This is a genomic window from Micromonospora sp. Llam0, from assembly GCF_003751085.1.
In the GTDB taxonomy this organism is placed as follows: Bacteria; Actinomycetota; Actinomycetes; order Mycobacteriales; family Micromonosporaceae; genus Micromonospora_E.
In genome coordinates this window covers 690871-716268 of record NZ_RJJY01000002.1, presented here as the reverse complement: position 1 = coordinate 716268, position 25398 = coordinate 690871, and the positions used below count along the sequence as shown (strand labels likewise).

27 protein-coding genes and 1 pseudogene are annotated in these 25398 nt (G+C 72.7%); 13 read left to right on the top strand and 15 right to left on the bottom strand.

The features are described 5' to 3' along the window. Positions 1-140: 140 nt before the first annotated feature. From EDC02_RS30455 to EDC02_RS30440, 4 genes are read left to right on the top strand one after another with little or no spacing between them, the layout of a single operon-like run. Complete coding sequence (locus EDC02_RS30455) at positions 141-704, top strand: DivIVA domain-containing protein (protein WP_123605726.1); 564 nt, start codon at positions 141-143, stop codon at positions 702-704. Next, positions 701-1186 (top strand): SRPBCC family protein, encoded by a 486-nt coding sequence (locus tag EDC02_RS30450; protein WP_123605725.1) that lies wholly within the window; start codon positions 701-703, stop codon positions 1184-1186. Before EDC02_RS30455 ends, EDC02_RS30450 begins: the two co-directional genes overlap by 4 nt. Continuing rightward, positions 1183-1785 (top strand): DNA-3-methyladenine glycosylase I, encoded by a 603-nt coding sequence (locus EDC02_RS30445; protein ID WP_123605724.1) that lies wholly within the window; start codon positions 1183-1185, stop codon positions 1783-1785. Before EDC02_RS30450 ends, EDC02_RS30445 begins: the two co-directional genes overlap by 4 nt. Before the next feature lie 32 nt (positions 1786-1817). Further along, complete coding sequence (locus EDC02_RS30440; protein ID WP_233606525.1) at positions 1818-2444, top strand: hypothetical protein; 627 nt, start codon at positions 1818-1820, stop codon at positions 2442-2444. Positions 2445-2531: 87 nt separating this feature from the next. Here the strand turns inward: EDC02_RS30440 and EDC02_RS30435 are convergent, their stop codons facing one another. Both EDC02_RS30435 and EDC02_RS30430 read right to left on the bottom strand, forming a co-directional pair. Continuing rightward, positions 2532-3323, bottom strand: a complete 792-nt coding sequence (locus tag EDC02_RS30435; RefSeq protein WP_123605723.1) for an enoyl-CoA hydratase-related protein — start codon at positions 3321-3323, stop codon at positions 2532-2534. Between the two features lie 48 nt (positions 3324-3371). Next, positions 3372-4184 carry a PaaX family transcriptional regulator C-terminal domain-containing protein gene (locus EDC02_RS30430; protein WP_123605722.1) on the bottom strand — a complete coding sequence of 271 codons (813 nt, stop codon included), beginning with the start codon at positions 4182-4184 and terminating at the stop codon, positions 3372-3374. A gap of 190 nt (positions 4185-4374) precedes the next feature. Here EDC02_RS30430 and EDC02_RS30425 point away from each other — a divergent pair, with 190 nt between their 5' ends. Both EDC02_RS30425 and EDC02_RS30420 read left to right on the top strand, forming a co-directional pair. After that, positions 4375-4542 (top strand): DUF3117 domain-containing protein, encoded by a 168-nt coding sequence (locus EDC02_RS30425; RefSeq protein WP_007455245.1) that lies wholly within the window; start codon positions 4375-4377, stop codon positions 4540-4542. 240 nt (positions 4543-4782) lie between these two features. Further along, complete coding sequence (locus EDC02_RS30420) at positions 4783-6210, top strand: M17 family metallopeptidase (protein WP_370461619.1); 1428 nt, start codon at positions 4783-4785, stop codon at positions 6208-6210. Positions 6211-6296: 86 nt separating this feature from the next. Here the strand turns inward: EDC02_RS30420 and EDC02_RS30415 are convergent, their stop codons facing one another. From EDC02_RS30415 to EDC02_RS30405, 3 genes are all read right to left on the bottom strand, one after another. After that, on the bottom strand, positions 6297-6869 hold the full coding sequence (locus tag EDC02_RS30415; RefSeq protein WP_123605720.1) for an O-methyltransferase: 573 nt from the start codon (positions 6867-6869) through the stop codon (positions 6297-6299). Positions 6870-7017: 148 nt separating this feature from the next. Further along, positions 7018-7895, bottom strand: a protein-coding gene (locus EDC02_RS30410) for an IS5 family transposase (protein WP_370461505.1) whose coding sequence is annotated in 2 segments (ribosomal slippage) — positions 7018-7503 and positions 7506-7895 — 876 coding nt in all. Because the reading frame shifts where the segments join, the coding sequence is not laid out codon by codon here. Between the two features lie 148 nt (positions 7896-8043). Then, positions 8044-9507, bottom strand: coding sequence for an NF041680 family putative transposase (locus EDC02_RS30405; protein WP_305036219.1), 1464 nt, complete (start codon positions 9505-9507; stop codon positions 8044-8046). 355 nt (positions 9508-9862) lie between these two features. On the opposite strand from EDC02_RS30405, the gene EDC02_RS30400 reads away from it, so the two are divergent. Together EDC02_RS30400 and EDC02_RS30395 are read left to right on the top strand one after the other, a co-directional pair. Beyond that, a complete protein-coding gene (locus EDC02_RS30400) occupies positions 9863-11290 on the top strand; it encodes a S1C family serine protease (RefSeq protein WP_370461618.1) in 1428 nt (475 codons plus the stop codon). A gap of 77 nt (positions 11291-11367) precedes the next feature. Next, positions 11368-11748, top strand: a pseudogene (locus EDC02_RS30395) (preprotein translocase subunit TatB); the annotation flags it as partial. A 133-nt stretch (positions 11749-11881) separates the two neighbouring features. Here EDC02_RS30395 and EDC02_RS30390 read toward each other — a convergent pair. Genes EDC02_RS30390 through EDC02_RS30380 form a run of 3 tightly spaced genes read right to left on the bottom strand, consistent with a single transcriptional unit; the run spans position 11882 to position 14905 of the window. Then, positions 11882-13030: an Mrp/NBP35 family ATP-binding protein gene (locus EDC02_RS30390; RefSeq protein WP_123607243.1), complete on the bottom strand. Its 1149-nt coding sequence runs from the start codon at positions 13028-13030 to the stop codon at positions 11882-11884. A gap of 38 nt (positions 13031-13068) precedes the next feature. Beyond that, positions 13069-13647: a DUF1003 domain-containing protein gene (locus tag EDC02_RS30385; RefSeq protein WP_123605719.1), complete on the bottom strand. Its 579-nt coding sequence runs from the start codon at positions 13645-13647 to the stop codon at positions 13069-13071. Next, a complete protein-coding gene (locus EDC02_RS30380; RefSeq protein WP_123607242.1) occupies positions 13640-14905 on the bottom strand; it encodes a magnesium transporter MgtE N-terminal domain-containing protein in 1266 nt (421 codons plus the stop codon). The genes EDC02_RS30385 and EDC02_RS30380 overlap by 8 nt, the downstream gene beginning before the upstream one ends. A gap of 32 nt (positions 14906-14937) precedes the next feature. On the opposite strand from EDC02_RS30380, the gene EDC02_RS30375 reads away from it, so the two are divergent. Further along, positions 14938-15834 (top strand): PhzF family phenazine biosynthesis protein, encoded by an 897-nt coding sequence (locus EDC02_RS30375; protein ID WP_123605718.1) that lies wholly within the window; start codon positions 14938-14940, stop codon positions 15832-15834. A gap of 64 nt (positions 15835-15898) precedes the next feature. On the opposite strand, the gene EDC02_RS30370 is transcribed toward EDC02_RS30375, so the two are convergent. After that, on the bottom strand, positions 15899-16414 hold the full coding sequence (locus EDC02_RS30370; RefSeq protein ID WP_123607241.1) for a hypothetical protein: 516 nt from the start codon (positions 16412-16414) through the stop codon (positions 15899-15901). Between the two features lie 124 nt (positions 16415-16538). Between EDC02_RS30370 and EDC02_RS30365 the strand changes: the two genes are divergently transcribed. Continuing rightward, on the top strand, positions 16539-17495 hold the full coding sequence (locus tag EDC02_RS30365; protein ID WP_233606522.1) for a DMT family transporter: 957 nt from the start codon (positions 16539-16541) through the stop codon (positions 17493-17495). A 95-nt stretch (positions 17496-17590) separates the two neighbouring features. On the opposite strand, the gene EDC02_RS30360 is transcribed toward EDC02_RS30365, so the two are convergent. Both EDC02_RS30360 and EDC02_RS30355 read right to left on the bottom strand, forming a co-directional pair. Next, entirely contained in the window at positions 17591-18070 is a 480-nt protein-coding gene (locus tag EDC02_RS30360) for a DUF4190 domain-containing protein (RefSeq protein ID WP_123605717.1), read from the bottom strand. 32 nt (positions 18071-18102) lie between these two features. Further along, on the bottom strand, positions 18103-18582 hold the full coding sequence (locus tag EDC02_RS30355; RefSeq protein ID WP_123605716.1) for a DUF4190 domain-containing protein: 480 nt from the start codon (positions 18580-18582) through the stop codon (positions 18103-18105). 112 nt (positions 18583-18694) lie between these two features. Here EDC02_RS30355 and EDC02_RS30350 point away from each other — a divergent pair, with 112 nt between their 5' ends. Continuing rightward, positions 18695-19645, top strand: coding sequence for an SDR family NAD(P)-dependent oxidoreductase (locus EDC02_RS30350; protein ID WP_233606521.1), 951 nt, complete (start codon positions 18695-18697; stop codon positions 19643-19645). An 86-nt stretch (positions 19646-19731) separates the two neighbouring features. Here the strand turns inward: EDC02_RS30350 and EDC02_RS30345 are convergent, their stop codons facing one another. Genes EDC02_RS30345 through EDC02_RS30335 form a run of 3 tightly spaced genes read right to left on the bottom strand, consistent with a single transcriptional unit; the run spans position 19732 to position 22257 of the window. Further along, a complete protein-coding gene (locus tag EDC02_RS30345; RefSeq protein WP_123605715.1) occupies positions 19732-20139 on the bottom strand; it encodes a CoA-binding protein in 408 nt (135 codons plus the stop codon). A 9-nt stretch (positions 20140-20148) separates the two neighbouring features. Continuing rightward, a complete protein-coding gene (locus tag EDC02_RS30340; RefSeq protein WP_123607238.1) occupies positions 20149-21177 on the bottom strand; it encodes an Rv2578c family radical SAM protein in 1029 nt (342 codons plus the stop codon). Between the two features lie 54 nt (positions 21178-21231). Further along, complete coding sequence (locus tag EDC02_RS30335) at positions 21232-22257, bottom strand: LacI family DNA-binding transcriptional regulator (RefSeq protein WP_123605714.1); 1026 nt, start codon at positions 22255-22257, stop codon at positions 21232-21234. A 260-nt stretch (positions 22258-22517) separates the two neighbouring features. Here EDC02_RS30335 and EDC02_RS30330 point away from each other — a divergent pair, with 260 nt between their 5' ends. After that, positions 22518-23690 carry a Gfo/Idh/MocA family protein gene (locus EDC02_RS30330; protein ID WP_123605713.1) on the top strand — a complete coding sequence of 391 codons (1173 nt, stop codon included), beginning with the start codon at positions 22518-22520 and terminating at the stop codon, positions 23688-23690. 91 nt (positions 23691-23781) lie between these two features. Then, complete coding sequence (locus tag EDC02_RS30325; protein ID WP_123607237.1) at positions 23782-24540, top strand: sugar phosphate isomerase/epimerase; 759 nt, start codon at positions 23782-23784, stop codon at positions 24538-24540. Between the two features lie 20 nt (positions 24541-24560). Here the strand turns inward: EDC02_RS30325 and trxA are convergent, their stop codons facing one another. Continuing rightward, the gene (trxA, locus tag EDC02_RS30320; RefSeq protein WP_123605712.1) at positions 24561-24923 is read right to left on the bottom strand and encodes a thioredoxin; all 363 of its coding nucleotides are present in this window, start codon (positions 24921-24923) and stop codon (positions 24561-24563) included. Positions 24924-25398 lie beyond the last annotated feature (475 nt).

Sequence of the window (25398 nt, the reverse complement as noted above, 5' to 3'; positions counted from 1 at the left end):
CCAGGAGGCTAACCGGCTGCGGGATGCCGACTGCCGGCGGTCGCCGGGAGCGGCGCTCACCGGGGCGGGAGAGCCCGCCGCCGACCGACGACGCGCCGCCGGGGGTCGCCCTCGCCGCGCCGGCATGCCACGATTCGGTCATGGATCAGTTTCTCCTCGTTCTGGTCGCCGCGTTGACCGTCGCCGCGGTCGTCTTCGGGGTCACCGTGCTCGTCACCGGCAACGACCCGGGGCTGGTCCCGGTCGAGCCGGACGGGCGGGCGGTCCCGCTGCCCGGCACCCGACCGCTGCTGGAGCACGACGTCAGCCAGGTCCGGTTCGACACCGCGCTGCGCGGGTACCGGATGGCGCAGGTCGACCAGGCGCTGCGCCGGGCGGCGTACGACATCGGGTACAAGGACGAGTTGATCGAGGTGCTGCAGGCCGAGGTGGCGGCGCTGCGGGAGGGGCGTACCGAGGACGCCGACCAGTTGCGGCTGGCCCGGAACGCGGCCCTCGTGCCGGCCGTCGACCTGCCGGCGCCTGCCGGGGACGGTGCGCCGATCGACATCACCGCGACGGCGGAGCCGGACGGGGCCGCTAGCCCCGCCGCCGAGCCGGAGTCGGCCACCGCCGACAAGCCGGAGTCCGCCCCGTCACCCACGGTCGACGCAGCCGCCGGGGCCGGGCCGGAGGCCCGCCCGGCGGACGGTGCTGCCAGGTGAGCGGTCCGAACGAGGCCGCCGCCGGCACCCCCGGCGCCGGTGAGGTGACCGCGACGGTCATCATCCGGGCCCCCGCCGAACAGGTGTTCGCCGCCTTCACCGCCTGGGAACGGCAGTCCGAGTGGATTCCCTTCACCGACGTGAAGGTGGTCTCGGGCGACGGCGGCGAGGGCAGCCTGATCGCGGCGGTCACCGCGGTCGGTCCGGTGGCGTTGCGCGACGAGATGCGGGTGGTCCGGGTCGACGCTCCGTACGAGGTCCGGGTGGTGCACTGCGGCACCCTGCTGCGTGGCCCGGGGGTGCTGCGCTGCACCCAGATGGACCACGACCGCACCCAGGTCGTCTGGCACGAGTGGTTCCACCTGCCCGGTGGCGTCGCCGGCCGGATGGCCTGGCCGCTGCTCTGGCCCGGTTCCAAGGTGAGCCTGACCCAGGCGTTGAAGAAGTTCGGCCGGCTGGTCGAGACCGGGGCGCTGCCGTGACCGGGCTGAGCGTCGGGGCGGACGGCCTGGCCCGGTGCGGCTGGAGCGCCGGTTCGGCGGACTACCGCCGGTACCACGACCAGGAGTGGGGTCGACCGGTCCGCGACGACGACGCGCTGTACGAACGGCTGACCCTGGAAGCCTTCCAGTCCGGCCTGTCCTGGCTGACGATCCTGCGCAAGCGGGAGGCGTTCCGGGCTGCCTTCGACGGTTTCCGGATCGAGAAGGTCGCCGGGTACGGCCCGGCCGACGTCGAGCGGCTGCTCGCCGACGCGGGCATCGTCCGCAACCGGGCGAAGATCGAGGCCGCCGTGTCGAACGCGCGGGCCGTACTCGACCTGCCCACCGGCCTGTCCGAGCTGCTCTGGCGACACGCCCCGGCGCCCCGGTCCGCCCGGCTCGCCTCGGTGGACCAGGTGCCGGCGGTCACCGCCGAGTCGACCGCGCTGGCCCGGGAGCTCAAACGGCACGGCCTCCGGTTCGTCGGACCCACCACCGCGTACGCGTTGATGCAGGCGACGGGGATGGTCGACGACCATGTCGCCGGCTGCCACGTGCCGCCGCCGACGCGGTCCGGCGGCCCGGTCGTGGTCCGGTGATCCGCCGCCCCGCGTCGTGATGAGATAGGAGCATGCGCGAGATCAGCCAGCTCGACGATCAGCCCGCGACGCCCGGCCCGGTCCGGTCCGGCACCGGTGCCTGGGCGGTGGTCATCCCGGCCCAGCGTTACGAGGCGGAGCGGCTGTTCCACCACGACACGCTGGAGGTGACCGGCCTCGACGGTGACCCCCGGCCGCCGTACGGCGCGCCGGTGCTGGTCGTCACCGACGGCGACCCCCGGTTCGTCGTCGCGCTTGGCCGGATCGGCGGCGCCGGCGGCGGCGTCGAGGGCGGGGAGACCCGGGCGGCCGAGCCCGAACCGCTGGTGGTGCACTACACCTGCCGGGCCTTCGACGAGCCGGTGCCGGCGGCCGCCCTGCGGCTGACCGGGGCGGTGACCCCGGTGGACGGGGCCACCTACCGGTCGTTGGCCGGCCGGCTCGCCCCGGCCGGTGACCGTCGCGCCTGGCTGGTCAGCCTTGACCTGCCGATCGAGGCACCGACGGCGGCGGAGGCGGTCCGGCTGTTCTGGTCGTACGTGCGCGAGCTCGGCCCCCGCGAACTGCCGGCCTTCGTCTACCCGAGCGGCGACGAGCTGGCCATGCAGGCGTTCGTGCTCGGTGCCGAGGCCAACCAGGACCCGGAGGAGGACGACTGACGGGACGGCTGCGGCCCGGTCAGCGGCCCCGACATGGCTCCCGGTCGGCCCCGACGTGGCTCCCGGTCAGGCCGGGTGCCGGCGGCTTCAGCGCCCGTCGAACACCGGCCGCTGCTTGGCGACGAACGCAGCTGTCGCCTGCCGGTGGTCGGTGGTGGCACCACAGATCGACTGGGCCTGCGTCTCCGCGGCCAGCGCGTCGGCCAGCGAACCCGAGGCGCCGATGGACAGCGCGCGCTTGATCGCCCCGTACGCGACGGTCGGCCCGGCCGCCAACCGTTCGGCGAGTTCGTGGGCTACCGGCAGGATCTGCTCGTCGTCGTCGACCAGTTGGTTGAGCAGCCCGATCCGGTGTGCCTCGGCGGCTGGCACCGGCTGTGCCAGCAGCAGTAGCTCGGTCGCCTTCGGGTAGCCGACCAGCCGGGGCAACGCCCACGAGGCGCCGGTGTCCATCGCCAGCCCGACGTTGGCGAACGCCATCAGGAAGCTGGTCCGTGGCCCACCGATCCGCAGATCGGCCAGCATGGCCAGCGAGGCGCCGGCGCCGGCCGCCGCGCCGCGGACCGCGGCGACCACCGGCTTGGACAGTCCGGCCAGCCGGGTGGCGATCGGGTTGTAGTGCTCCCGGACGGTGTCCAGCGGCTCGGCCGTCCCGGATTCCAGCGTCTCGACGTGTTCGCGCAGGTCCTGCCCCACGCAGAAGGCCCGCCCGGCACCGGTCAGCACCACCGCCCGGCAGCCGGGGTCGGTCTCCACCTCGGCCAGCGCGTCACGCAGCGCCTCTTTGAGCTCGACGTTCAGCGAGTTCAGCGAGTCGGGTCGGTTCAGGGTCAACGTGACGACCGCACCACGACGGTCGACGATCAGCGCCTCGGTCACCTCGGATGCCCCTTTCGATAGGCTGGCGGGAGTTTGCGCGGGTGCGGCTCAGCGCGGTCCGCCGTCGCGCTGGCCGAGCTCCAGGCACTTGTCGACGTACCGGTCGGCGGCCGGGCGAAGCCGGGTGGCGTGCCGGTCGAAGAAGGTCGCCGCACTCGTCCCGGGCCAGCGTTCGGGCAGCAGCGCCGGGGGGAGCTGCGGATCCCGGAACAGGAACCCGCGCCAGGCGTGGACCAGCTGGAACCGGGCGGCGTACGCCTCCTCGTCGTCGCTGCGTACGGTCACCTTGGCCAGCAGCGGTCGCTGCGCGGCGACGAACCGCTCGTAGGCCTGTCCGATCTGGGCCAGGTCCCAGGCGCGGCGGACCAGCGCGGCGGCCCCGGTGGTGCCGGCGGCGTGGGCGGCGGTGAACCGCTCGAACCGTACGCCGGCCTCGGCCAGCATGCCGTCCACCTCGCCGGCGGCCCGGGTCGCCACCCAGGTGTGCTCGTCCAGCATCCCGTAGCCGAGGTAGCTCAGGTTGGCGCACAGCCGTTGCCGGTCCCGCCGACCGCCGGGTGGGTCGAGTACCAGCAGGTCGAACTTGCCGTCCCAGCTGATCCTGCCGGTGCGGTAGATCCGGGCGGCCGCCTCGTCCAGCCGCCGGGCGGCTTTCGGGGTCAGCAGATAGCCCGGGCCGGCGGCCAGCCGGGACGGTTGCAGCCATCCCTGCCGCACCATCCGGGAGACGGCGGTGCGCACGGCGGGCGGCGCGATCCCGAGCGGGGCCAGCAGCTTGACCAGGGCAGCGACGGGCGCGCGACCACCTCGTGGCCGAAGATGGTCACCGAACAGGTCGAAGAGCGCCGACCGTGCCTGCATGACCGCACATTGTGACAGCCCACTTCAAGATAAGCTAGACGCTGTCACAGCATTGTGGCCTCGGTTTGGGTCCGGCGGTGTTCATCAGGGAAAATCGTTGGTCGGCACCGTGGCAGTGGGATGCGGTGAGACTTACGAGGTGGCTGGGGTGCTCCCCAGCGGCCCTGGGGCAAGTCTGAGGGGAGACAACATGGCGGCGATGAAGCCGCGGACGGGCGACGGTCCGCTGGAGGTCACCAAGGAGGGCCGGGGCATCGTCATGCGGGTTCCGCTGGAGGGTGGGGGTCGACTCGTCGTCGAGATGACACCGGACGAGGCCAACGCGCTCGGTGATGCGCTGAAGGCCGCCGCAGGCTGATCGAGCCGGACCCGGGGGCGACGCTGGCCCACGGGTCGACATAGCGACGGTTGACGAGTCCGCCGATCCGGCCCCCGCCGGGTCGGCGGACTCGGTACGCCGTGGGCAGCACCCAATCTCGTACCTGGAGGTAACCCCGGCGTGTTCGCCATCCGTCTGCTGGCGGAGACCACCGCCGCCGGCACCATCGTCCTGCCCGTCGAGCCGGACCCCGGGCCGGCCGGCGCGCGGCTCGGACCACTGCCCGACCAGTTGACGATCGACGGCGACCGCGCGGAGCTCGCCGCGTCGGCCGCCGCGTTGCTCAGCCGCACCGGGCACGATGGCAGCGCCGGCGAGATGCAAGTGCTGCACCGGCCCCGGCACTCGCCGTACCAGGTGATTCTGGCCGGGGTCGGCGCGGCCGACGAGGCCGGCTGGCGGGCGGCGGGCGCGGCCGTCGGCGGGCTGCTGCGCCGGGATGCCCAACCGGCCGCCGGGCCGTGTCTGGTCGCCGTACCACCGCAGGCGGGCCCGGCGGCGGTCCGCGGGTTCGCCGAAGGTTGCTGGCTGGCCGGCTACCGGTTCACCGCGCCGGGCGAGCCCCGACCGGCGGCGGACGCCGATCGGGCGCACGACCGGCTGCCGGTGGTGCTGCTCGCCCATCCGCCCACCGGGGCGGCCGAACAGGCGTTGCGGTACGCCCGGGCCACCGCCGCCGCCACCTACCTGGCCCGGGACCTGACCAACATGCCGTCCTCGGTCAAGAACCCGGCCTGGTTCGCCGAGCAGGTCGCCGCCGCGGCGGCCGACCGGCCCGGGTTGACCGTCTCGGTACGCGGGCCGGCGGAGCTGGCCGCCGAGGGGTTCGGCGCGCTGCTGGCGGTCGGCGGCGGTTCGGTGGCTGGTCCCCGCCTGGTGGAGATCGACTGGTCCCCGCCGCACGCCGGGCGGCACGTGGTGCTCGCCGGCAAGGGCATCACGTTCGACACCGGCGGCATCTCGATCAAGCCGGTGGACGGGATGAAGCTGATGCGCAAGGACATGGGCGGGGCCGCCGCGGTGGTCGCCACCGCCGTCGCCGTCGCCGACCTGGCGCTGCCGGTACGGCTGACCGTGCTGGTTCCGCTCGCCGAGAACATGGTCAGCGGGGCGGCGTTCCGCCCCGGTGACGTGGTGCGGCACTACGGCGGGCGGACCAGCGAGACCACCAACTCCGACGCCGAGGGCCGGCTGGTGCTGGCCGACGCGATCAGCTATGCGGTCAGCAGGTTCACCCCGGACTATCTGGTCGACCTCGCCACCCTCACCGGGGCGAACGCGATCGCCCTGGGCCGGCGTACCGCCGCGCTGTACAGCGAGGACGACGACCTGGCCGGAGCGCTGCTCGACGCCTCGGTGGCGGCCGGGGAGGGGGCGTGGCGGATGCCGCTGCACGCCGACTACGTCGAGTACCTGGGCAGCGAGATCGCCGACCTGTTCAGTGCCCCGGACCGGGGGGCCGGCTCGGTGGTGGCCGCGCTCTACCTGCGCGAGTTCACCGGGCCGTTGCGCGACCGCTGGGCACACTACGACATGTCCGCCCCGGCCTGGTCCGACGACGACCACGCCGAGCTGACCCGGGGCGCCACCGGCTGGGGGGTACGGACGCTGGTGCGCTGGCTGACCGCGCTCGACCCGGCGGCATGACGGCCGGCCGAGGGTCGGCTCCGTTCCTCAGCGCGGTGCCGTTCCTCAGCGCGGCACCGTTCCTCAGCGCGGCACCGTTCCTCAGGTCAGCGCCGTACCGCCGCCAGCAGCCCGTCGCCGGCCGGCAGCAGCGCCGGCACCCATTCCTCGGCTTCCCGGATCGACTTGACCAGTTCGCGGATGGCGACCGTGTCGGGGTCGCGCGCCGCCGGGTCGCCGATCCGGCCACCGGCCAGCGCCCCGTGCACCGCCAGGATGCCGCCGGGGCGCAGCAGCCGCAGCGCCGCGTCGACGATCGCGCCGAACTCGGCGCTGTCACCGTCGACGAAGACCATGTCGTACACCGAGTCGGCCAGCCGGGGGAGCACATCGAGCGCCCGGCCGGTGATGATCCGGGTCCGCGACGTCGGGTAGCCGGCCTCGATGAAGATCCGCCGGGCCATCCGCTGGTGCTCGTTCTCCACGTCGATCGTGGTCAGCACCCCGTCGGGGCGCATCCCGCGCAGCAGCCAGACGCCACTCACCCCGGTCCCGGTGCCGATCTCGACGACGGCGCGTGCGTTGCCGGCGGCGGCGAGCAGCCGCAGCGTCGCGCCGGCGTCCGGCGAGACCGGGCGCAGCCCGACCTCCTCGGCCAGGCTACGGGCGGTACGCAGCACCAGGTCCTCGGCGGCGTACCCGGTGACGAACTGGAGGGCCTGGGGCGCCGTCCAGGCAGGGGGTCGGGTGACCGGGTGGATGGCGCACCTCCAGCGGGGGGTCGGGCGGCGGTTGCCGGTACGAGCCTAGGGCGTGTATCAAAGTCGGTCACAGCCACTCGTTGATCGCCGCGACCTGCACGGTCGCCTCGTACCGGACCGCGAGCTTGTCGTAGCGGGTCGCGACGGCACGGTTGCGCTTGAGCCGGTTGATCCCGCACTCGACCGCGTGGCGCTGCTTGTAGATCTCGGGGTCGAAGGCCGGCGGCCTGCCGCCCTTCGACCCCTTCTTCCGCCGGTTGGCGTCCTGGTCGGCCTTCGACGGGATCGTCGCGGCGACACCCCGTCGACGCAGGTAGGCACGGTTCGCCTTCGACGTGTACGCCTTGTCCGCCAGCACCCGGTCCGGACGGGTCCGGGGCCGACCGGCCCCGACCCGGGGCACCCGCACACCGTCGAGGACCGTCGTGAACTGCGGGCTGTCGCCACGCTGCCCGCCGGTCAGCACGATCGACAGCGGTTTCTGTCCCTGTTCACAGCCCAGGTGCAGTTTCGTGGTCCGTCCGCCACGGGAACGCCCCAACGCGTGGTCGTCGGGTTCCGACCCGGTACCGCCGGGTGGTTCGGCCTGCAGATCCCCCTTTTACGCGCTCCGGCGGCGTGCTGGTGCGCTCGGCTGATCGTGGAGTCCACGGACACGTCCCAGACGATCCGTCCCGCCGCGTCGGCCAGGGCCTGCAACGCGGTCAGGATCCTGGCCCAGGTCCCGTCGCGCTGCCACCGGCGGAACAGGGCGTACGCCGCCGCCCAGGAGCCGTAGTGGTCGGGGATGTCCCGCCACGGGGCGCCGGCCCGTGTGCGCCACCGGATCGCGTCGATGAGCTGCCGTTTCGTTGATGCGGGCGGTCGGCCCGGTCGGCGTGCGGTGGGCAGGAGAGGCTCCAGGACTGCCCACTGCGCGTCCGTCAGGTCGTGCCGCCTCGTCACCGCTACGCTGGTCACGAGGTCTCCGTGTTGATGGTTCGTCTTGGTCGATAAGCCATCTACCGGAGGCCTCGCTGTTTACCGGGCAGCGACACGCCGGAAGTTCGTCACCCGCCCACGGCCGACTTTGATACACGCCCTAGCTTGATCTTTAACCTGTGCGGCGTGGTCTGGGATTGGCCGATTTTTTCTTTCTGGAGGTCGTCTTCCCGGTTTGGCTGCTGGTGACGGTGTGGACGTCGTAGCGGCGGGTGGGGTGACGGTTGGGTGTGCCGGGTGGTCGTCCGGGGCCTGGCCGGGTGGGTTTCGGCGCGCTGGCGGGGCAGGTGCTTGTCGGACGTAGGTGCCGAAATCCGCGGCGGACCCGGGATGGGGTGAGCCGTTCGGGTGGCGCTGGTCGTTCCCATGGGTGACGCAGGTCGGCGGCCAGTGGCCGGGCCAGCCTCAGCTGCGTGTAGGCGGCGATGATCAGCCAGGTCCACCGGTCGGCGGCGTGCGGGTCGCGCAGTTTCGGCACTGTCCAGCCGAGGGTCTGCTTGAACAGCCGGAACGTGTGCTCGATGTCGAAGCGGCGTAGGAACGCCTGCCACAACAGGTCGATCATCGCCGGATCCGGGCTGGGATCGTGGCCCGGCTCGTGGTCGATACCGGTGGACCACCACAACCATACCGGTTTCGCGGTCGCGCCCGACGGCAGCCGCCCGACGTCGAGACGGATCACGGTGCCTTCCAGGATCGGCAGTGCAGGGCAGTCGGTCCAGGCCGCGCGGCGGGTCAGTCTCGGATGCAAGCGGTGCCAGGCTCGGGCGGTGACGGTGCCGTAGAGGCGGGTATCGGTCACCGTGGTCACATCCGGGGCACCCCAACTGCGGGGGTCGCCGAAGATGAACTCGGCGCCGTGGCGGGGCAGCCGGCCCCGCCGGCCGGGCAGCGGTGGTGGCGCGGGTCGGCGCAGGACCCTGTCCGAGCGCAGCCTGGCCAGGACGCGCACCGGCAGGTCCCGCAGCAGCCAGGCCAGGCGGGCCGCGTCGTAGCCTGCGTCCATCACCACCCAGACCTGCGGATCGCCGGGCCGCCAATGGCCGGCGGCGATCAACCGGCCGACCACGTCCCGCAACTGGGCGGCGGTCACCGCCGCCAGATCCGCACCCGGAGCCAAGCGGACCGCGTCCAGCGGTGCGGTCCACGAGGTGCGGCCGGTCTCCAACGCCACAACGAACGCATACGGCCAGCCCGGAACTCCGATGTGCTGGTCCCTGCCACGGCCGTAGGTGTGACACAGGATCCGCTCCGGCGACGTGTGCGCCTCCGGCCGCAGCCAGCACGTCACATCCACGGCCAGGACGAGCCGCCCGTCAGCCGCCCGCGGCGGCGGCACCGCCGCCACCGCCGTACGCAGCCGTTGCACGTCAACCCGCCCGGCGGCCAAGGCGTCGTACAACGCGCCGTGCCCACGGCGGTACTCCGCTACCAGCGACAACCCGGGCAACGACCGCACCGGCCCATCCGCGCACAACACCGCGTCGGTCAACTCGAACAACGCATCCGACCGCCGTGACAGGGCCTGGTGGAAGTCCCGCCGAAACCCGGCCAACACCTCCGCCGGATCCCTCACCGGCCCGGTCGAGACAGAGCCGGGTAACACCAGCCCACTCAGATGGTCCAAAATCGTGGCCACGGCCACCGCCTTGATCTCGCGTCCTTGCCAGGGAACCCGAAGATCATCAACGGTGGCCGTTCCCACGTCAGCCCGACACGCCGGAATCCTCACAGGAGCAACCGGCGCCCGCCACCGACGGGTTAAAAATCAAGCTAGAGCGCCGCTGGTCGACCGGCTGGGCGGGCACCGGGGCACACCGCTGTTCGGCGACCACTGAATGTTCTTCGATTATCCGTGCAATCCTGGACGCGGAGCGATGTCACCGATCGGACCGGTGCCGTCGCGCTGGGGGATGGACTGGGAGGCAACCGTGACCGACGGCGGAAACTGGCGCCAGGCCGACGGGATCGCACCGCCGGGGCACCAGCCGCCGGTCGGCGGGTGGGCTGGGCCGTACGGTCCCGCACCGACTCCGCCGTACCCGCCGGTGGCCGGTCCGCCGCCCTACCCGCCGTCGTACGGCGCATCGGTACCGGTGCACCGACCGGCGGCCGGTTCGCCGTCGTACGGCCCGTCGGCGCAGCCGTCGCCGTGGTGGTCGGACGCGTTGCGGGATCCCTGGCGTGATCCGTACGCGCCGGCTGCGGTGGTGGTCGACGTCCCGCCGGGTGCTGCCGGCACCGGCGAGGGTCCGGAACCGGTCGTCGAACCGGAGCCGGCGGTACGCCGTGGGTTCACGCCGTACGTGGTCGTGTCGGTGATCGCCGCGCTGCTCGCCGGAAGCCTCGGCGGTGCCCTCGGGTTCGCCTTCGCGGTCCGGGGTGGTGTCGCCGGTGCCGGGACGGTGCTCGGCGGCTCGCCGGCCGATCCGCCCGGGGCGGCGCAGCGGCCGGCCGACTCGCTGGCCGGGGTGGCCCAACGGGTCCTGCCGAGCGTGGTGACCGTGCAGGTGAGCGGGCCGGGCGGGCAGAGCGTCGGCTCCGGCTTCGTCGCCACCGCCGACGGCTACGTGATCACCAACGACCACGTGGTCGGGGTGGGGGCCGAGGAGGCGATGGTGCTGTTCAACGACGGCTCGACCGCGCGGGCCTCGATCGTCGGCCAGGAGCCGGAATCGGATGTGGCGGTGATCAAGGTCGACCGGACCGGGCTGACGCCGGTCGAGTTCGGCGACTCCGAGGCGATCGCGGTCGGCGATCCGGTGCTCGCCTTCGGCTCGCCGCTCGCGCTGACCAACACGGTCACCTCGGGGATCGTCAGCGCCCTCGACCGCACCATCCAGGCTGGGGAGCCCGGCGGCCAGGTGCGCTACTACGCGGCGATCCAGACCGACGCGGCGGTGAACCAGGGCAACTCGGGCGGCCCGCTGGTGGACGCCGCCGGCCGGGTGATCGGTGTCAACTCGGTGATCAAGTCGCTGGCCGCCGACGAGGAGACGGCCGGCAACATCGGTCTCGCCTTCGCCATCCCGATCAACCACGCGAAGCGGATCACCCAGGAGATCATCGACACTGGCACGGCCCGGCGGACGATCTTCGGTGCTCAGGTGACCGACGCCGCCCGTACCCCCGGTGCCGGTGTCCGGCTCAGTGAGGTGGTCGACGGCGGGCCGGCGGACGCCGCCGGCCTGCAGGCCGGCGACGTGGTGCTGCGGATCGACGGTCGGCCCCTGGACCAGGCGACCGACCTGATCGCGCTGGTGCGCAAGTACGCCCCCGGGTCGGTCGTGACGGTCGACTACCGCCGGGGCAGCGAGGCCCGGTCGGCCTCGGTGACCTTGGCCGCCGACGCCAAGTAACACCCGGTCGGCCCTCCCGGACCGGCTGGTGACGTGCGTACCCTTGCCTTCGACGGCGGCACAGGGAGGCCCGGAGCATGTTCGACAACCTGAACTGGTGGGAGATCGGTCTGCTCCTGCTGCTCGCTTTGTTGATCTTCGGTGACCGGTTGCCGCAGGTCATCTCCGACGGCCTGCGGATGCTGCGCAATCTGCGCAACATGGCCCGTAACGCCACCTCGGACCTCGGCCGTGAACTGGGCACCGACATCCAGCTCGAGGACCTGCACCCCAAGGCGTTCATCCGCAAGCACCTGCTCAGCGAGGAGGACGAGGCCGCGCTGCGCAAGCCGTTGCAGGGCGTCTACGACGACCTGCGTTCCGACGTCAGCGGGGTCCGCGACGAGCTGCGTGAGGTCGCCGAAGCGGCCGATCTGAAGTCCGCCGCGAAGCCGACGACGGTGACCGGTGGTGCCAGCAGGTCGGCTGCCACGACCAGCCCGGCCGCCGATACCGGCCTGGCCGCCGGGACCAGCCCGGCCGCCGGGACCAATCCAGCCGCCGTCCCGGCCAGGACGTTGGACGCCGACGCCACCTGACGCCCTCTGACGGTCAGCCGGCGGACGGCCGCAGGCCCAGGGGTTTGCCCAGCAGCGACTCGCGACGGACCGCGAGCCGGTCGGCGACCGCATCGAGCGCCCGGGCCGCCGGGGCCTGCGGATCGGCCAGCACGATCGGGGTGCCGCGGTCACCGGTCTCCCGTACCCGGGTGTCCAGCGGAATCTGGCCGAGGAGCGGCACCTGGGCGCCGACGGTGCGGGTCAGCGACTCGGCGACAGTGCCGCCGCCGCCGCTGCCGAAGATCTCCATCCGTTCCCCGGTGGGCAGCTCCAGCCAGGACATGTTCTCCACCACGCCGACCAGCCGCTGGTGGGTCTGCAGCGCGATGGCACCGGCCCGTTCGGCCACCTCGGCGGCGGCCGCCTGCGGCGTGGTCACCACCAGGATCTCGGCGTTGGGCAGCAGCTGGGCCAGGGAGATCGCCACGTCCCCGGTGCCCGGCGGCAGGTCCAGCAGCAGTACGTCCAGGTCACCCCAGTAGACGTCGGCGAGGAACTGCTGCAGCGCCCGGTGCAGCATCGGCCCACGCCAGACCACCGCCGCGTTGCCGGCGGTGAACATGCCGATCGAGATGACCTTCACGCCGTGCGACTGCGGCGGCATGATCATCTCCTCGACCCGGGTCGGCCTTCCCTCCGCGCCGAGCATCCGGGGCACCGAATGTCCGTAGATGTCGGCGTCGATCACCCCGACCGACAGCCCGCGCGTCGCGAGCGCGGCCGCCAGGTTCACCGTCACGCTGGACTTGCCGACCCCGCCCTTGCCGCTGGCCACCGCGTAGACCCGGGTGCGGGACCCGGGCTGGGCGAACGGGATGACCGGTTCGGCGCCGGCGGAACCGCCGCGCAGCTGCTCCTGCAGCGACTTGCGCTGCTCCGGGCTCATCACACCGAAGTCGACGTCCACCCCGGTGACCCCGGGCACCCGGGTCACCGCCTCGGTGATGTCGGTGCGAAGTTTGTCCTTCAACGGGCAGCCGGCGACCGTCAGCAGCAGCTCGACCCGTACCCGGCCGGCGGCGTCGATCGTCGCGGAGCGCACCATGCCGAGCTCGGTGATGGGGCGGCGGATCTCCGGGTCGTTGACCGTGGCCAGGGCGGCGTTGATGGCGTCGTTGACGGTGCTGGTCGGTGCGGACATGCTCGCCATGCTACGTCGGGTGTGCAGGTCGCCGTCGGTCACTGTCCGGCGGCCGCGGTCCCGTCCGGCGGCAGGTCCGGTCGGCTGTCCGGCGGCTGTGGCCCCTCCACCGGGCGGCGGTCCAGCCGGTGCCGGCGGTACGCCTGCTCGTCGAGCTCCTCGGCCAGCCGGCTCAGCTCCGACCGCAGGAAGTCACGGGTCGCCACCTCGCCCACCGCCACCCGCAGCGAGGCGATCTCCCGGGCCAGGTACTCGGTGTCGGCCTTCTGCATCGCCGCGCGCCGCCGGTCCTCCTCCAGCGAGACCCGGTCCCGGTCGGCCTGCCGGTTCTGCGCCAGCAGGATCAGCGGCGCCGCGTACGAGGCCTGGACCGACAACATCAGGGTCAGGAACGTGAAGGTGTACGGGTCGAAGCGCAGGTCCGCCGGGGCGAGGGTGTTCCAGGCGATCCAGCCGACGACGAAGACCGTCATGTAGACCAGGAACCGGGCGGTGCCCATGAACCGGGCGATCGCCTCGGCCCACTGCCCGAACGCCTCCGGGTCGTAGCGGGGCAGCGACAGCCGGCCAGGATCGCGCGGCTGGTCCAGACGTACGGTCCGGCGGTGCTCAGCCATCTGCGCTCCCGTCGTCGAGCGGGGTGTCCCGGTCCCGCCAGTCCGCCGGCAGCGAATGGTCCAGCACGTCGTCCACGGTCACCGCGCCGACCAGCCGGTTCGTCGCGTCGACCACCGGCATCGCCACCAGGTCGTAGGTCGCCATCCGTCGGGTGATCTCCAGCAGCGGCGTCTCCGGCTGCAACGGGTCGATGCCGCTGTCCACCACCCCGCCGAGCAGTTCCGCCGGCGGCTCCCGCAGCAGCCGCTGGAAGTGCACCACACCCAGGTACTTACCGGTCGGGGTGGCCATCGGCGCCCGCGCGACGAAGACCTGGGCGGCGATCGCCGGCGGTAGCTGCGGCTCCCGGATCCGGGCCAACGCCTCGGCGACGGTGGCGTCCGGCGTCAGGATCACCGGCTCGGAGGTCATCACGCTACCGGCGGTCCCCGCCTGGTACTGCAGCAACTGGCGTACCGAGTCCGCTTCGTCCGGCTCCATCAGATCCAGCAGCACGTCCTGCTCCGGCGGCGGCAACTCGGCCAACAGGTCGGCCGCGTCGTCCGGATCCATCTCCTCCAGTACGTCGGCGGCGCGTTCCCGGTCCAGCGCGGTCAGGATCGCCACCTGGTCGTGCTCGGGCAACTCCTCCAGCACGTCGGCGAGGCGTTCGTCGTCGAGCGCGGCGGCGATCTCGTGCCGGCGGCTGTCCGGGAGATCCTGCAGGGCGTTCGCCAGGTCCGCCGCGCGCATCTGATCGAGTACGGAGAGCAGCCCGGCCGTGCCCTGGGTGTCCGGTAGCCCGATCAGCCCGCGCACCCGGTGCCAGTCGAGCTGGTGCAGGTGACCGCGTCGGGTCAACCGCCCGGTGATCTCCCGGACCGCGACCCGGGTCAGCGACCACTCGCCGACCCGGTTCGCCTCCATCGCGACGTCCACCACCGAACCGGGCTGATCCTCAGGGTCGAACCGGACCCGCCGGTCCAGCAGGTCCTCCAGCACCAGCAACTCGTTCGGCCGTTTCTCGAACCGCCGCAGGTTGAGGGTGCCGGTGTTGAGCAGCACCGACTCCGGGTCGATCGCGGTAACCCGGCCCATCGGCAGGAAGATCCGCCGACGCATCGGCATCTCCGCCACCAGTCCGACCACCTGAGGTGGCCGGTTGGTGGTCCGCAGCCGTACCACCGCGTCCCGGACCCGCCCGACCTGGTCGCCGTTGGGGTCGAAGACGGCGAGCCCGGCAAGCCGGGCGACGTACACCCTGGTCGCCGTAGTCACGGCCACAGCGTACGGGCCGTAGGGTTTGTTTCATGTCCAGCCTCCGGTACGAGATCGTCGACGTCTTCACCGACCGGCCGTTCACCGGGAACCCGCTCGCCGTGGTGTTCGGTGCCGATGCGCTGGCCGTCGACCAGATGCAGGCGATCGCGCGGGAGTTCAACCTGTCCGAGACGGTGTTCGTCCTACCGCCCGGCACCCGGGACGCCAGCTACCGGGTGAGGATCTTCACACCGGAGAAGGAACTTCCGTTCGCCGGGCATCCGAGCATCGGTGCGGCGGTCACCGCCGGCCGGCGAGGCCTGGTGAGTGCCGGGACGGTGACCCAGCAGTGCGGTGCCGGGTTGCTGCCGGTCGAGCTGACCGAGCACGGGTACGCCACACTGCGCGGCGGCGAGCCGACTCTCGGGGCGCCGGTGGACCCGGCCCCGCTGCTGGCCGCGGTCGGTCTGACCGCGGCCGACCACACCGGTCCGGCACCCCGCCGGGCCGGCTGTGGTCTGGAGTTCGACTACCTGTGCGTACGTCCCGAAGCGCTCGCCCGAGCGACCTGTGACCCGGCGGCCGCCGCCCGGGCCGGCGTCGGGATGGTCAGCGTGCTGACCTGGGCGGTGGCCGGCTCCCCGGCGGGGGAGCCGGAGCGGCCGACGGCGCACTGCCGGGTCTTCTGCCCGGGAGCCGGGGTGACCGAGGACCCGGCTACCGGGTCCGCCGCCCTCGGCCTCGGCGTCTGGGCGGTGGGCAGCGGTCTGCTGCCGGCCAACGGCCAGTCACGGTATCTCGTCCGGCAGGGGGTCGAGCTGGGCCGTCCATCGACGTTGGACTGTACGGTGACCGCGCTGGGTGGACGGGCGCGGAGCGCCACCGTCGCCGGCCAGGTGGTGCCGATCGCCAGCGGGCAGATCGCCGTACCGCCGTTCGTCGGCTGACCTTCGATCCGGCGTGGGTCGCCCGGTTGTCCAGACCGCGGCACGGCGTGGGCCCTGGCGTGGTTCAGCGTCGGCGGACCCGGTGCAGGCGGAACGGACGACGGGTCGGCCGGGTGACCGTGCTGGGGCGGGGCGGCGCGGCGAGCGATCCGTCCGGCAGTGACGCGCCGGCCGCCACCGGCGGCCCGGCCGGGGTCAGGCGGTACAGCTGGCACTCGTCGGCCCACCGTCGCACCAGGTCGGCCGGGCTGCCCGGGGCGTTCAGCCGCTTGGCGGCCACCTGGGCCGCGACCGACTCCCAGTCGGGGTCGGCCGGCTCGATCAGGGTTACCTCGGCGGGCCAGGACACGATCCGGCCGCCGTGATCGCCCCGCAGCGTCACCGTCGCCGGTACGCCGGCCGCCAGACCGGCGGCGGACTGCTCGCCGGTCCCGGTCACCACGTGCAGCGAGCCATCGGCCGGCACGCACCACAGGGCCCGGGCGGGGGCGCCGTCGACCGAGACCCACGCGACCGCAGCCTTCTTGCCGGCTTCATCCACCAGTGGGACGGGCCCGCCGGTTTCTGTCGGGTCGGTCATGTCGACCATCCTGCCGTAGTCCCGGCGCGGTGTCGCGCCGGAGCCGGCCAGCAGGTGACGCCGTGGCCGGTCGACGCGGTCCCGGTGCACGGACCCGGTCGGTGGTCTGTGAGGATCAGATCCCGTGTCCCCCGGTGCCCACCCCTCCGGTCCGGGCGGCCGGGGTGAGCTGCTCGCCACCGGTGCCACCGCGATCGCCGTACTTGCCGTGTCCACCTCGGCGCCGCTGATCGCCTTCGCCGCCGCGCCCGCCCTCGCTGTGGCCTTCTGGCGCAATGTGCTGGCCACCGGTGCGGTCGCGCCCTTCGTACTGGCCCGGCGCCGGCCCGAGCTGCGGCTGCTGGCCCGACCGGGCGGCCGCAGCCAGGCCGGCTGGAGCGCGTTGGCCGGTGTCGCACTCGCCGCGCACTTCGGTACCTGGATGCCGAGCGCACAGCTCACCTCGGTGGCGACCGCCACGGCGCTGGTCGCCACCCAGCCGGTCTGGCAGGGCCTGATCGCGCTGGCTCAGGGCCGGCGACTGCCGCTGGTCACCTGGGGTGGGATCGGTCTCGCGGTGCTCGGCGCGGTGCTCGCCACCGGGGCCGACGTCGGGTTCGACGCGCAGGCTGTCCTCGGTGACCTGCTGGCTCTGGCCGGGGCGGTCTTCGCCGCCTGCTACACCGCGCTCGGCGAGCAGGCCCGGCAGACGATCAGCACCACCACGTACACCACGATCTGCTACGGCGTCTGCGCGGGCGTGCTGCTCGTCGTCTGCCTGGCCGGCGGGATCCAACTGACCGGGTTTCCCGGCTCGGCCTGGTTGGCGGTGCTCGGCCTGGTGGTCGGTGCCCAGCTGCTCGGTCATTCGATGTTCAGCTACGCCCTGCACAAGATTCCCGCGACCACGGTCAGCGTGCTCATCCTGCTGGAGGTGCCCGGCGCCGCGCTGATCGCCTGGCTGTGGCTGGGCCAGGTGCCCCGTACCGCCGCGTTGCCCGGGCTCGGGTTGTTGCTGGTCGGTGTCGCGGTGGTCGTGCTCGGCGGGACCCGCAGCCGCACGTCGCCGCCGCTGCCGCCGGAGGCGGGGCCGCCGGCCTGACCGGACCTCGCCCGCGCACCGCCCTCCCGGCCGGACCGCTGCCCGGCCGGACCGCCATCTGGCCGGACCGCTGCCCGACGGCGCGGCCGCCAAGCTCAGAAGCCGGCCGTGGTGTTGTTGAGCATGGCGAGAATGAATCCGAAGTAGACCACCATGAACAGTGCTATCAGCACCCCGAAGCCGACCCCGCACCAGCCGATGATCACGCCGGCCTGGGCGAGCCCGTCGCCCTGCTGGCCGGTCCGGCGAATCTCGTCGCGAGCCCGGCGCCCGAGGTAGACCGAGATCCCACCGAGCAGCGGGCAGCTGAACAGGCTGACCAGCGACACGATGAACGACGCGAGTGCCATGCTGTTCATTGGCTGCGGCGCGGCGTAGCCGTACGGGTACCCGCCGTATGGATACTCGCCGGCCGGATAGCCCGGCGGCGGGTACTGGCCCGGCGGCGGGTACTGGCCCGGTGGCGGTAGCTCGCCGCGCGGCGGTTGCCCGTCGGCTGGTGCCGGCCCGGCGCCGGTCTGCGGGGACTGCGGTGATGGCGGGCGGATCTGGCCGCCGGCGTCTGGCTCCTTCACCCGGATCTCCTTCTGTGGCGGCCTGGCTGCTGCTAGCCCTGACTGATGTTGGCCGCGATCGCGACCGTGAAGACAACCGCCCCGGCCATCCCGAGGCTGAAGGCGATCCAGCCGGTGATCATCCCGGCCAGTGCCATCCCGTCGCCCTGCTCCGGACGCCCCTGCTCGGCCGCGGTGCGGATCTGACGCCGGGCTGAGTGCCCGAGCAGTGCGCCGATGATGCCGATCAACCCGGGCACCAGATAGCCGCACAGCCCGAGGACGCCGAGGACGCCGAGGACCAGCGCGGCGATCGCCCGGCCGTTCATCGGCATCGGGGCGGGCGGCGGATACAGGTAGCCCGGCGCGGCGTACCCGGCCGGCGGGTAGCCGGGCGCCGGGTAGCCGGCCGGCGGCTGACCGGGCACGCCGTACCCGGTTGGCTGCTGGCCGGTCGCCGGGTAGCCGGCCGGCGACTGGTGGCTCGGCCAGGACGGATCGCTCCAGTTGCCCGGCTGCTGGGGTTGGCTCATCGGCGATGGTCTCTCTGCGGGGCGGGTTCGCCCGATCAGAGTAGTCGGTACTGGCGAACCGCTCACGGGCAGCGTCGTTGCCCGCGACGGCGCCAGCGGGCAGGATCAGCCCATGGTTTCTGACGTACGAGCCGTGGTCGGCCGCGCTGGACTGGACGCCGGCCCACACCCGTCCCCGGTCGCCACCCTGCGCCCCGGACCGGACCAGAGCTCAGCCGCCGTCCCGTCGGGTCCGGACCGGGACGGTACCGATCCGGACCGGACGGATCCGGACGGTGCGGCCGGGCCGGCACCTGAGCTCGGTACGTTGCGTCTGGACGGCCGGGTCGCACTGGTGACCGGTGCCGGCAGCTCGGACGGGATCGGCTATGCCACGGCCCGGCGGCTCGGCGAGCTCGGTGCCCGGGTGGCGATCGTCTCCACCACCCGGCGGATCCACGAGCGGGCGGCGGAGCTCGGCGCGACCGGGTTCGTCGCGGACCTGACCGACGAGGCCGAGGTCGGCGCGTTGGCGGACGCGGTGGCCGAACAGTTGGGCGACGTGGAGGTGCTGGTCAACAACGCAGGACTGGCCAGTCGGGCCAGCCCGGAGGTGTTGCGGCCGGTGGCCCAGCTCACCTTCGAGGAGTGGCGGGCGGAAATCGACCGCAACCTCACCACCGCGTTCCTGTGCAGCCGGGCCTTCATCGGTGGGATGTCGGAGCGTGGCTGGGGCCGGATCGTCAACCTGGCAGCCACCGCCGGGCCGGTCAACGCCCTGCCTACCGAGGCGGGGTACGCGGCCGCGAAGGCCGGCGTCGTCGGGCTCACCCGGGCGCTGGCGATGGAGATGGTCGCCGACGGCGTCACCGTCAACGCGGTCGCACCGGGCACGATCTACACGGCCGCGTCGACGGTCACCGAGCTCAAGCAGGGCATGGGTACGCCGATCGGCCGTCCCGGCACCCCGGACGAGGTGGCCGCCGCCATCGCCTTCTTCTGCTCGCCGGCCGCCTCCTACATCACCGGCCAGATGCTCGTCGTCGACGGTGGCAACAGTGTCCGGGAGGCCGAGTACCGCTGACTCGGCGCGCTGCCCGCTGCGCTCCGTCCGGCCCGGCCGCATGCCGGGTCGGTGGCTGCGTCGCGGGCCACGGGCCGCAGGCCGGGTCAGCCGGCCCGGGTGAGGCCGCCGAGGGCCCGTTCGACGGCCGTACACCGGTCCTCGACGTAGTCGATCCCGGCCGTGGCGGCGATCTCACGGGCGACCGGCGAGGCGATCCCGCTCTGCAGCCACACAGCGGGGGCACCGATCCGTACCGCGGCACGTACCACCTCGACGGCCTCCGGCACCGGCCGGAAGACGTTGACCAGATCGACCGGTACGTCGAGCTCGGCGAGGCTCGGGTAGGTCGGCTGGCCGAAGATCTCGGCGACGTGCGGGTTGACCGGGATGACCCGCCAGCCGTACCGGATGAGCTGCGCCGGCACGCTGTGCGCCGACTTCGCCGGGTCACGTGACGCGCCGACGACGGCGATGGTCCGCGCGTCGGCCAGGATCTGTTGCGGAGTCCTCACCCGTCGAGCCTAGTTCCCGGTGGCGCCGCCCGCCTCGTCGAGCCGCCGAGCGGCACCCGGCCCGGTGGGGGACAGGCCGTGCCGGCGAGCGGCCATCCGCACCCGGCCAACGACCTCCCGTTGGTACGCCTGCGGCAGATAGGACCCGGAGCGGAACAGCGCCCGGTAACGCGGGACGAGATCGGGGCGGGTCCGGCCGAGCCAGGCGGCGTACCACTCGCGGGCGCCGGGGCGTAGATGCAGCGGCAGTGGGGTGACGCTGATCGCGCCGGCCCGGGCGATCGCGCCGACGGTGGCCTCGATCGACTCCGCGTCGTCGGTCAGCCCGGGCAGGATCGGCGCCATCAGCACCCCGACGTCGAAGCCGGCGTCGGTCAACGCGCGGACCGTGTCGAGTCGTCGGGCCGGGCTCGGCGCGCCGGGCTCGACCGCCCGCCACAGGGGCTCGTCGACGAACCCGACCGACATGGCCAGGCTGACCCGGGTGACCTGGGCGGCCCGGCGCAGCAGCGGCAGATCCCGCAGGATCAGCGTGCCCTTGGTGAGGATGGAGAACGGATTGGCGGCACCGCTCAGCGCCTCGATGATCCCGGGCATCAGCCGGTAGCGTCCCTCGGCGCGCTGGTAGCAGTCGACGTTGGTGCCCATCGCGATCGGCTCGCCCGACCAGCTGGGCGCGGCCAGCTCCCGGCGGAGCAGCGCCGCGGCGTTGACCTTCACGACGATCTTCGTGTCGAAGTCGAGGCCGGCGTCGAGGTCCAGGTAGGTGTGGGTGTTGCGGGCGAAGCAGTACGTGCAGGCGTGGCCGCAGCCGCGGTACGGGTTGACGGTCCACTCGAACGGGACGCGGCCGGAGCCGCGTACCCGGTTGATGATCGACCGGGCGTGAATCTCGTAGAAGGTCATCCCGGCGAAGCCGGGCGTGTCGAAGGTGCGCTGCACGGCCTCGGGCAGCGCCAGCGGCAGGGGTGGAGCCGCCGGCGCTGCCCCGGGAGGGACCTGCTGGTCGGGGGGAGCCGACAAGGTGTCCCAACGCATGGCCATCATTCGAACATACGTACGACTCCGAAGCAAGTCGGCCGACCGGTCAGATCACCCGGTCCGGGGCGGCCCAGCGCTGTCCCGGCGGACGAGCTCGGCGCCGATCTCCTCGATGAGCGGTGGGCGTGCCCCGCCGGGCGACCGCAGCGCCAGCGTCATCGCCCGGGCGCCCATCTCGGCCAGCGGCAGCCGTACGGTGGTCAGCGCCGGTGTGACGTCCCGGGCGACCGGCATGTCGTCGAAGCCGACCACGCTGAACTGGTCGGGCACGACGATGCCGCGGGAGCGCAGCAACGCCAGCACGCCGATCGCCATCGAGTCGTTCAACGCCGCGATCGCGGTCAATCCGGGCTCGGCGTCCAGCAGGCTGGCCGCGGCCGCGGCGCCACTGGCCCGGTCGAAGTCGGCGTACGCCACCCGCCGCGCCGGCAGCTTCTGACCGTGTTCGCGGGCGGCCCGACGCAGCCCGGCGAGCCGGTCGGTGGTGGTGGTCAGCACCTTCGGCCCGGCGACGACCCCGAAGTCGGTGTGCCCGAGGGAGTAGAGCTCGGCGCCGAGCAGGTAGCCGCCCATCTCGTTGTCCGGCACCACCGCGTCGCCGGCGTGCTCGTGCCGGCCGATCACCGCCACCCGTCCGCCGGTGCGCTCGTACACCCGCAGCTTGCCGGCGAGCGTCGCGGTGAACGCCTCGTCGTGGTAGCCGGATCCGGCGAGGACGATCGCCGCCACCTGATGGGCGCGGAGCAGCTCGACGTACTGCAACTCCTTGTCCGGATCCCGGTAGCTGTTGCAGATGATCACCAGTCGGCCGTGTTCGGTCGCCACCCGCTGCAGGCCGCGGGTGATCTCCGCGAAGTACGGGTCGGACACGTCGTGCACGATGACGCCGATCGCGCTGCGGTGCGACCGGGCCAGCGACTGCGCGTGGGCGTTCGGAACGTACTGCAGCTCCTCGACCGCGGCCAGCACCCGCTCGCGCAGGGCTTCAGTGACGGGTTTGCTGCTGCCGTTGATGATCCGCGAGGCGGTGGCCGGGGACACGCCGGCGCGTTTCGCGACATCGGCCAGTGTGGCCACGACCCGCTCCTTTCCCGGGCTCCCGCAGCGCGGTGGGAGCCGGCCAGGCCGGATGCTCGCGGCACTGCGCGCGGTCCGGAATGCTTGCGGTGAGGATAGCGTGACTGGCCGGCGGCGAGCCGGGAAAGCCCTTGCCGAACGCTGCGGAGAGGCAGTAGCGTACGCCGGAAAGCGCTTACCTCAGCCGGCCCGCGCTACCTCGCTGACCTGCGACAGACACCCGTTACTTCCCGCCACCACCACTTCAAAGGAGGCGAGGCATGGCCCGCACCACCATCGGGATCATCCTCAACGGCGTCACCGGTCGGATGGGATACCGGCAGCACCTGGTCCGGTCCCTGCTCGCCATCCGAGACCAGGGTGGACTGTCGCTGGCCGACGGCACCCGACTGTGGCCGGAACCAGTGCTGGTCGGGCGGAACGAGCACAAGCTGCGCGAACTCGCCGACCGGCACGGCCTCACCGAGTGGACCACCGATCTCGCCGCCGCGCTGGCCCGCCCCGACCTGCAGATCTACTTCGACGCGCAGGTCACCGCGCAGCGGGAGAAGTCGCTGCGGCTGGCGATCGAGGCCGGCAAGCACATCTACACCGAGAAGCCCACTGCCGAGGATCTGGCCGGCGCGGTCGACCTGGCCCGGCTGGCCGACGCGGCCGGGATCAAGCACGGCGTCGTGCAGGACAAGCTGTTCCTGCCCGGCCTGCGTAAGCTCGATCGGCTGGTCAAGGGCGGATTTTTCGGCCGGATCCTGTCGGTACGCGGCGAGTTCGGCTACTGGGTGTTCGAGGGGGACTGGCAGTCCGCGCAGCGGCCGTCGTGGAACTACCGGGCGGCGGACGGCGGCGGGATCACCGTGGACATGTTCCCGCACTGGCACTACGTGCTGGAGCAGATCTTCGGCCGGGTGACCTCGGTGACCGCGCAGGTGGCCACCCACGTCGACCGCCGCTGGGACGAGTCGGGCGAGCCGTACGACGCCACGGCGGACGACGCCGCGTACGGCATCTTCGAGATCGACCGGCCGGGGCCCGACGGCGGCCGGATCATCGCCCAGATCAACTCGTCCTGGGCGGTCCGGGTGTACCGCGACGAACTGGTGGAGTTCCAGGTGGACGGCACCGAGGGCAGCGCGGTCGCCGGGTTGCGTAACTGCCGCGTCCAGCACCGCTCGACCACGCCGAAACCAGTGTGGAACCCGGACCTGCCGGTCACCGAGGAGTTCCGTGCGCAGTGGCAGACGGTGCCCGACAACGAGGAGTTCGACAACGGGTTCAAGGCGCAGTGGGAGCTGTTCCTGCGGCATGTCGTCGAGGACGCCCCGTACGGCTGGGACCTGTGGGCCGGCGCGCGCGGGGTGCAGCTCGCCGAGCTGGGCCTGCGGTCGGCGCGGGAGGGCCGGCGGATCGAGGTGCCGGAGCTGACCGGTGAGTGACCCGTTCGCCGGGATCGAGGTACCGGCCGCCGGTGTCGGGCCGGTGCCGCCCCGGTTCGCGCTCAACGCGGCGACCACCCGACGCTGGCCGATGCCGGAGCTGGTCGCCGGCTGTGTCGCCGCCGGGGTCCGCGGGGTCGGCCTGTGGCGCGAGGAGACCGCCGCGTACGGCCTGCGCCGGACGGCCGCGCTGTTGCGCGACGCCGGCCTGCCGGTCACCTCGCTGTGCCGGGGCGGCTTCTTCGGCGCGGACGACTGGTACGACGACAACCGGCGCGCCGTCGACGAGGCCGCCGAACTCGGCGCCCCGGTCCTGGTGCTGGTCTCCGGCGGCCAGGACGGCCGGGATCTGGATGGTGCCCGGGCCCGGGTCGGTGATGCGGTCGGCCGGCTGGTTCCGTACGCGTTGCAGGCCGGGGTGACCCTGGCGATCGAGCCGTTGCATCCGATGTTCTGCGCCGACCGGTGCGTGGTGTCGACACTCGGCCAGGCGCTGGATCTCGCTGAGCCGTACCCGGCGGAGGCGGTCGGCGTGGTGGTCGACACCTACCACGTGTGGTGGGACGACCAGGTGTGGGCGCAGATCGAGCGGGCCGGTCGGGCCGGTCGGATCGCCTGCTTCCAGCTCGCCGACTGGATCACTCCGCTGCCGGCGGGGGTCCTGCTGGGGCGCGGTCTGCCGGGCTCCGGCTGCATCGACCTCGGCAGGTTCGCCACGGCGGTGGACGCGGCCGGCTACACCGGGCCGGTCGAGGTCGAGGTGTTCCACGAGCTGGTGTGGCAGCGACCGGGAGCCCAGGTGCTGGCGGCCACGGTCGCGGGCTACCGTTCAGCGGTTGGTGACCGGTAGCCCGCCCTGGCCGTGCACGGTCAGTGGTTGTGCGATGCCAGCTGCTTGCGAACGTCGTCCATGTCGAGCGCCCGGACCTGCTCGATCAGCGACTCCAATGCGGACTCCGGGAGCGCGCCGGGCTGCGCGAACACGACGACGCCGTCGCGGATGGCCATGATCGTCGGGATCGACCGGATGTCGAACTTGGCGGCGAGCGCCTGCTGCGCCTCGGTGTCCACCTTGCCGAAGGTGATGTCGGTGTGCTTCTCGGACGAGCGCTCGTAGACGGGGGCGAACCGAACGCAGGGTCCGCACCAACTCGCCCAGAAATCCACCAGGACGATGCCGTCGGCGGAGGTTACCTCGTCGAAGTTCTCGGCGGTTAGCTCAGCGGTTGCCATCGATGTCTCCGATCGCCAGATGTGGGGCCGTGATTCCCCGGTCTACCGTGGGAAACCGCTCTGCGTGCCACAGCATTCCCGATCGATACCTCGCGAAACGCGTCCGTTCGCGGTCACTCATCGTGATGGGAGCGTTTCCAGGAGTTTTCGCAGGTGGTGCGCGGTTTCATCGAGAAGTGCCGGGGTGACTAGGATAAACGCCGCCGCCGATGGGTCGGTTGAATCTTCGATCCGACTACCCAAAGTAATGTAACAAAACGGTAACTGTGACTTCCGTCTCCGCTCGTGCCCTTCCCGAGCCGGGGTGGGTCCGGCAGAATCTCTAGGCATCAGAGCGTGGACGGCGGGTGCCGGGGAGGGCCCCGCCGTTCATTGCGTCCAGGCCCGGAAACCAGGCCCGTCCAGCAAGCGCGGGGACGCGCGGCCGGCGGCCCACCGGCCGCCCCTGGGCCGGGATGTCCCGCATCCCGGCATC

Coding starts and splice junctions, on each gene's coding strand:
- EDC02_RS30455 (WP_123605726.1), top strand. CDS start 141: ATGGATCAGTTTCTCCTCGTTCTGGTCGCCGCGTTGACCGTCGCCGCG.
- EDC02_RS30440 (WP_233606525.1), top strand. CDS start 1,818: ATGCGCGAGATCAGCCAGCTCGACGATCAGCCCGCGACGCCCGGCCCG.
- EDC02_RS30430 (WP_123605722.1), bottom strand. CDS start 4,184: ATGCAGGCACGGTCGGCGCTCTTCGACCTGTTCGGTGACCATCTTCGG.
- EDC02_RS30425 (WP_007455245.1), top strand. CDS start 4,375: ATGGCGGCGATGAAGCCGCGGACGGGCGACGGTCCGCTGGAGGTCACC.
- EDC02_RS30390 (WP_123607243.1), bottom strand. CDS start 13,030: ATGTCCGCACCGACCAGCACCGTCAACGACGCCATCAACGCCGCCCTG.
- EDC02_RS30385 (WP_123605719.1), bottom strand. CDS start 13,647: ATGGCTGAGCACCGCCGGACCGTACGTCTGGACCAGCCGCGCGATCCT.
- EDC02_RS30375 (WP_123605718.1), top strand. CDS start 14,938: ATGTCCAGCCTCCGGTACGAGATCGTCGACGTCTTCACCGACCGGCCG.
- EDC02_RS30370 (WP_123607241.1), bottom strand. CDS start 16,414: ATGACCGACCCGACAGAAACCGGCGGGCCCGTCCCACTGGTGGATGAA.
- EDC02_RS30355 (WP_123605716.1), bottom strand. CDS start 18,582: ATGAGCCAACCCCAGCAGCCGGGCAACTGGAGCGATCCGTCCTGGCCG.
- EDC02_RS30350 (WP_233606521.1), top strand. CDS start 18,695: ATGGTTTCTGACGTACGAGCCGTGGTCGGCCGCGCTGGACTGGACGCC.
- EDC02_RS30340 (WP_123607238.1), bottom strand. CDS start 21,177: ATGCGTTGGGACACCTTGTCGGCTCCCCCCGACCAGCAGGTCCCTCCC.
- EDC02_RS30330 (WP_123605713.1), top strand. CDS start 22,518: ATGGCCCGCACCACCATCGGGATCATCCTCAACGGCGTCACCGGTCGG.
- EDC02_RS30325 (WP_123607237.1), top strand. CDS start 23,782: ATGCCGGAGCTGGTCGCCGGCTGTGTCGCCGCCGGGGTCCGCGGGGTC.
- trxA (WP_123605712.1), bottom strand. CDS start 24,923: ATGGCAACCGCTGAGCTAACCGCCGAGAACTTCGACGAGGTAACCTCC.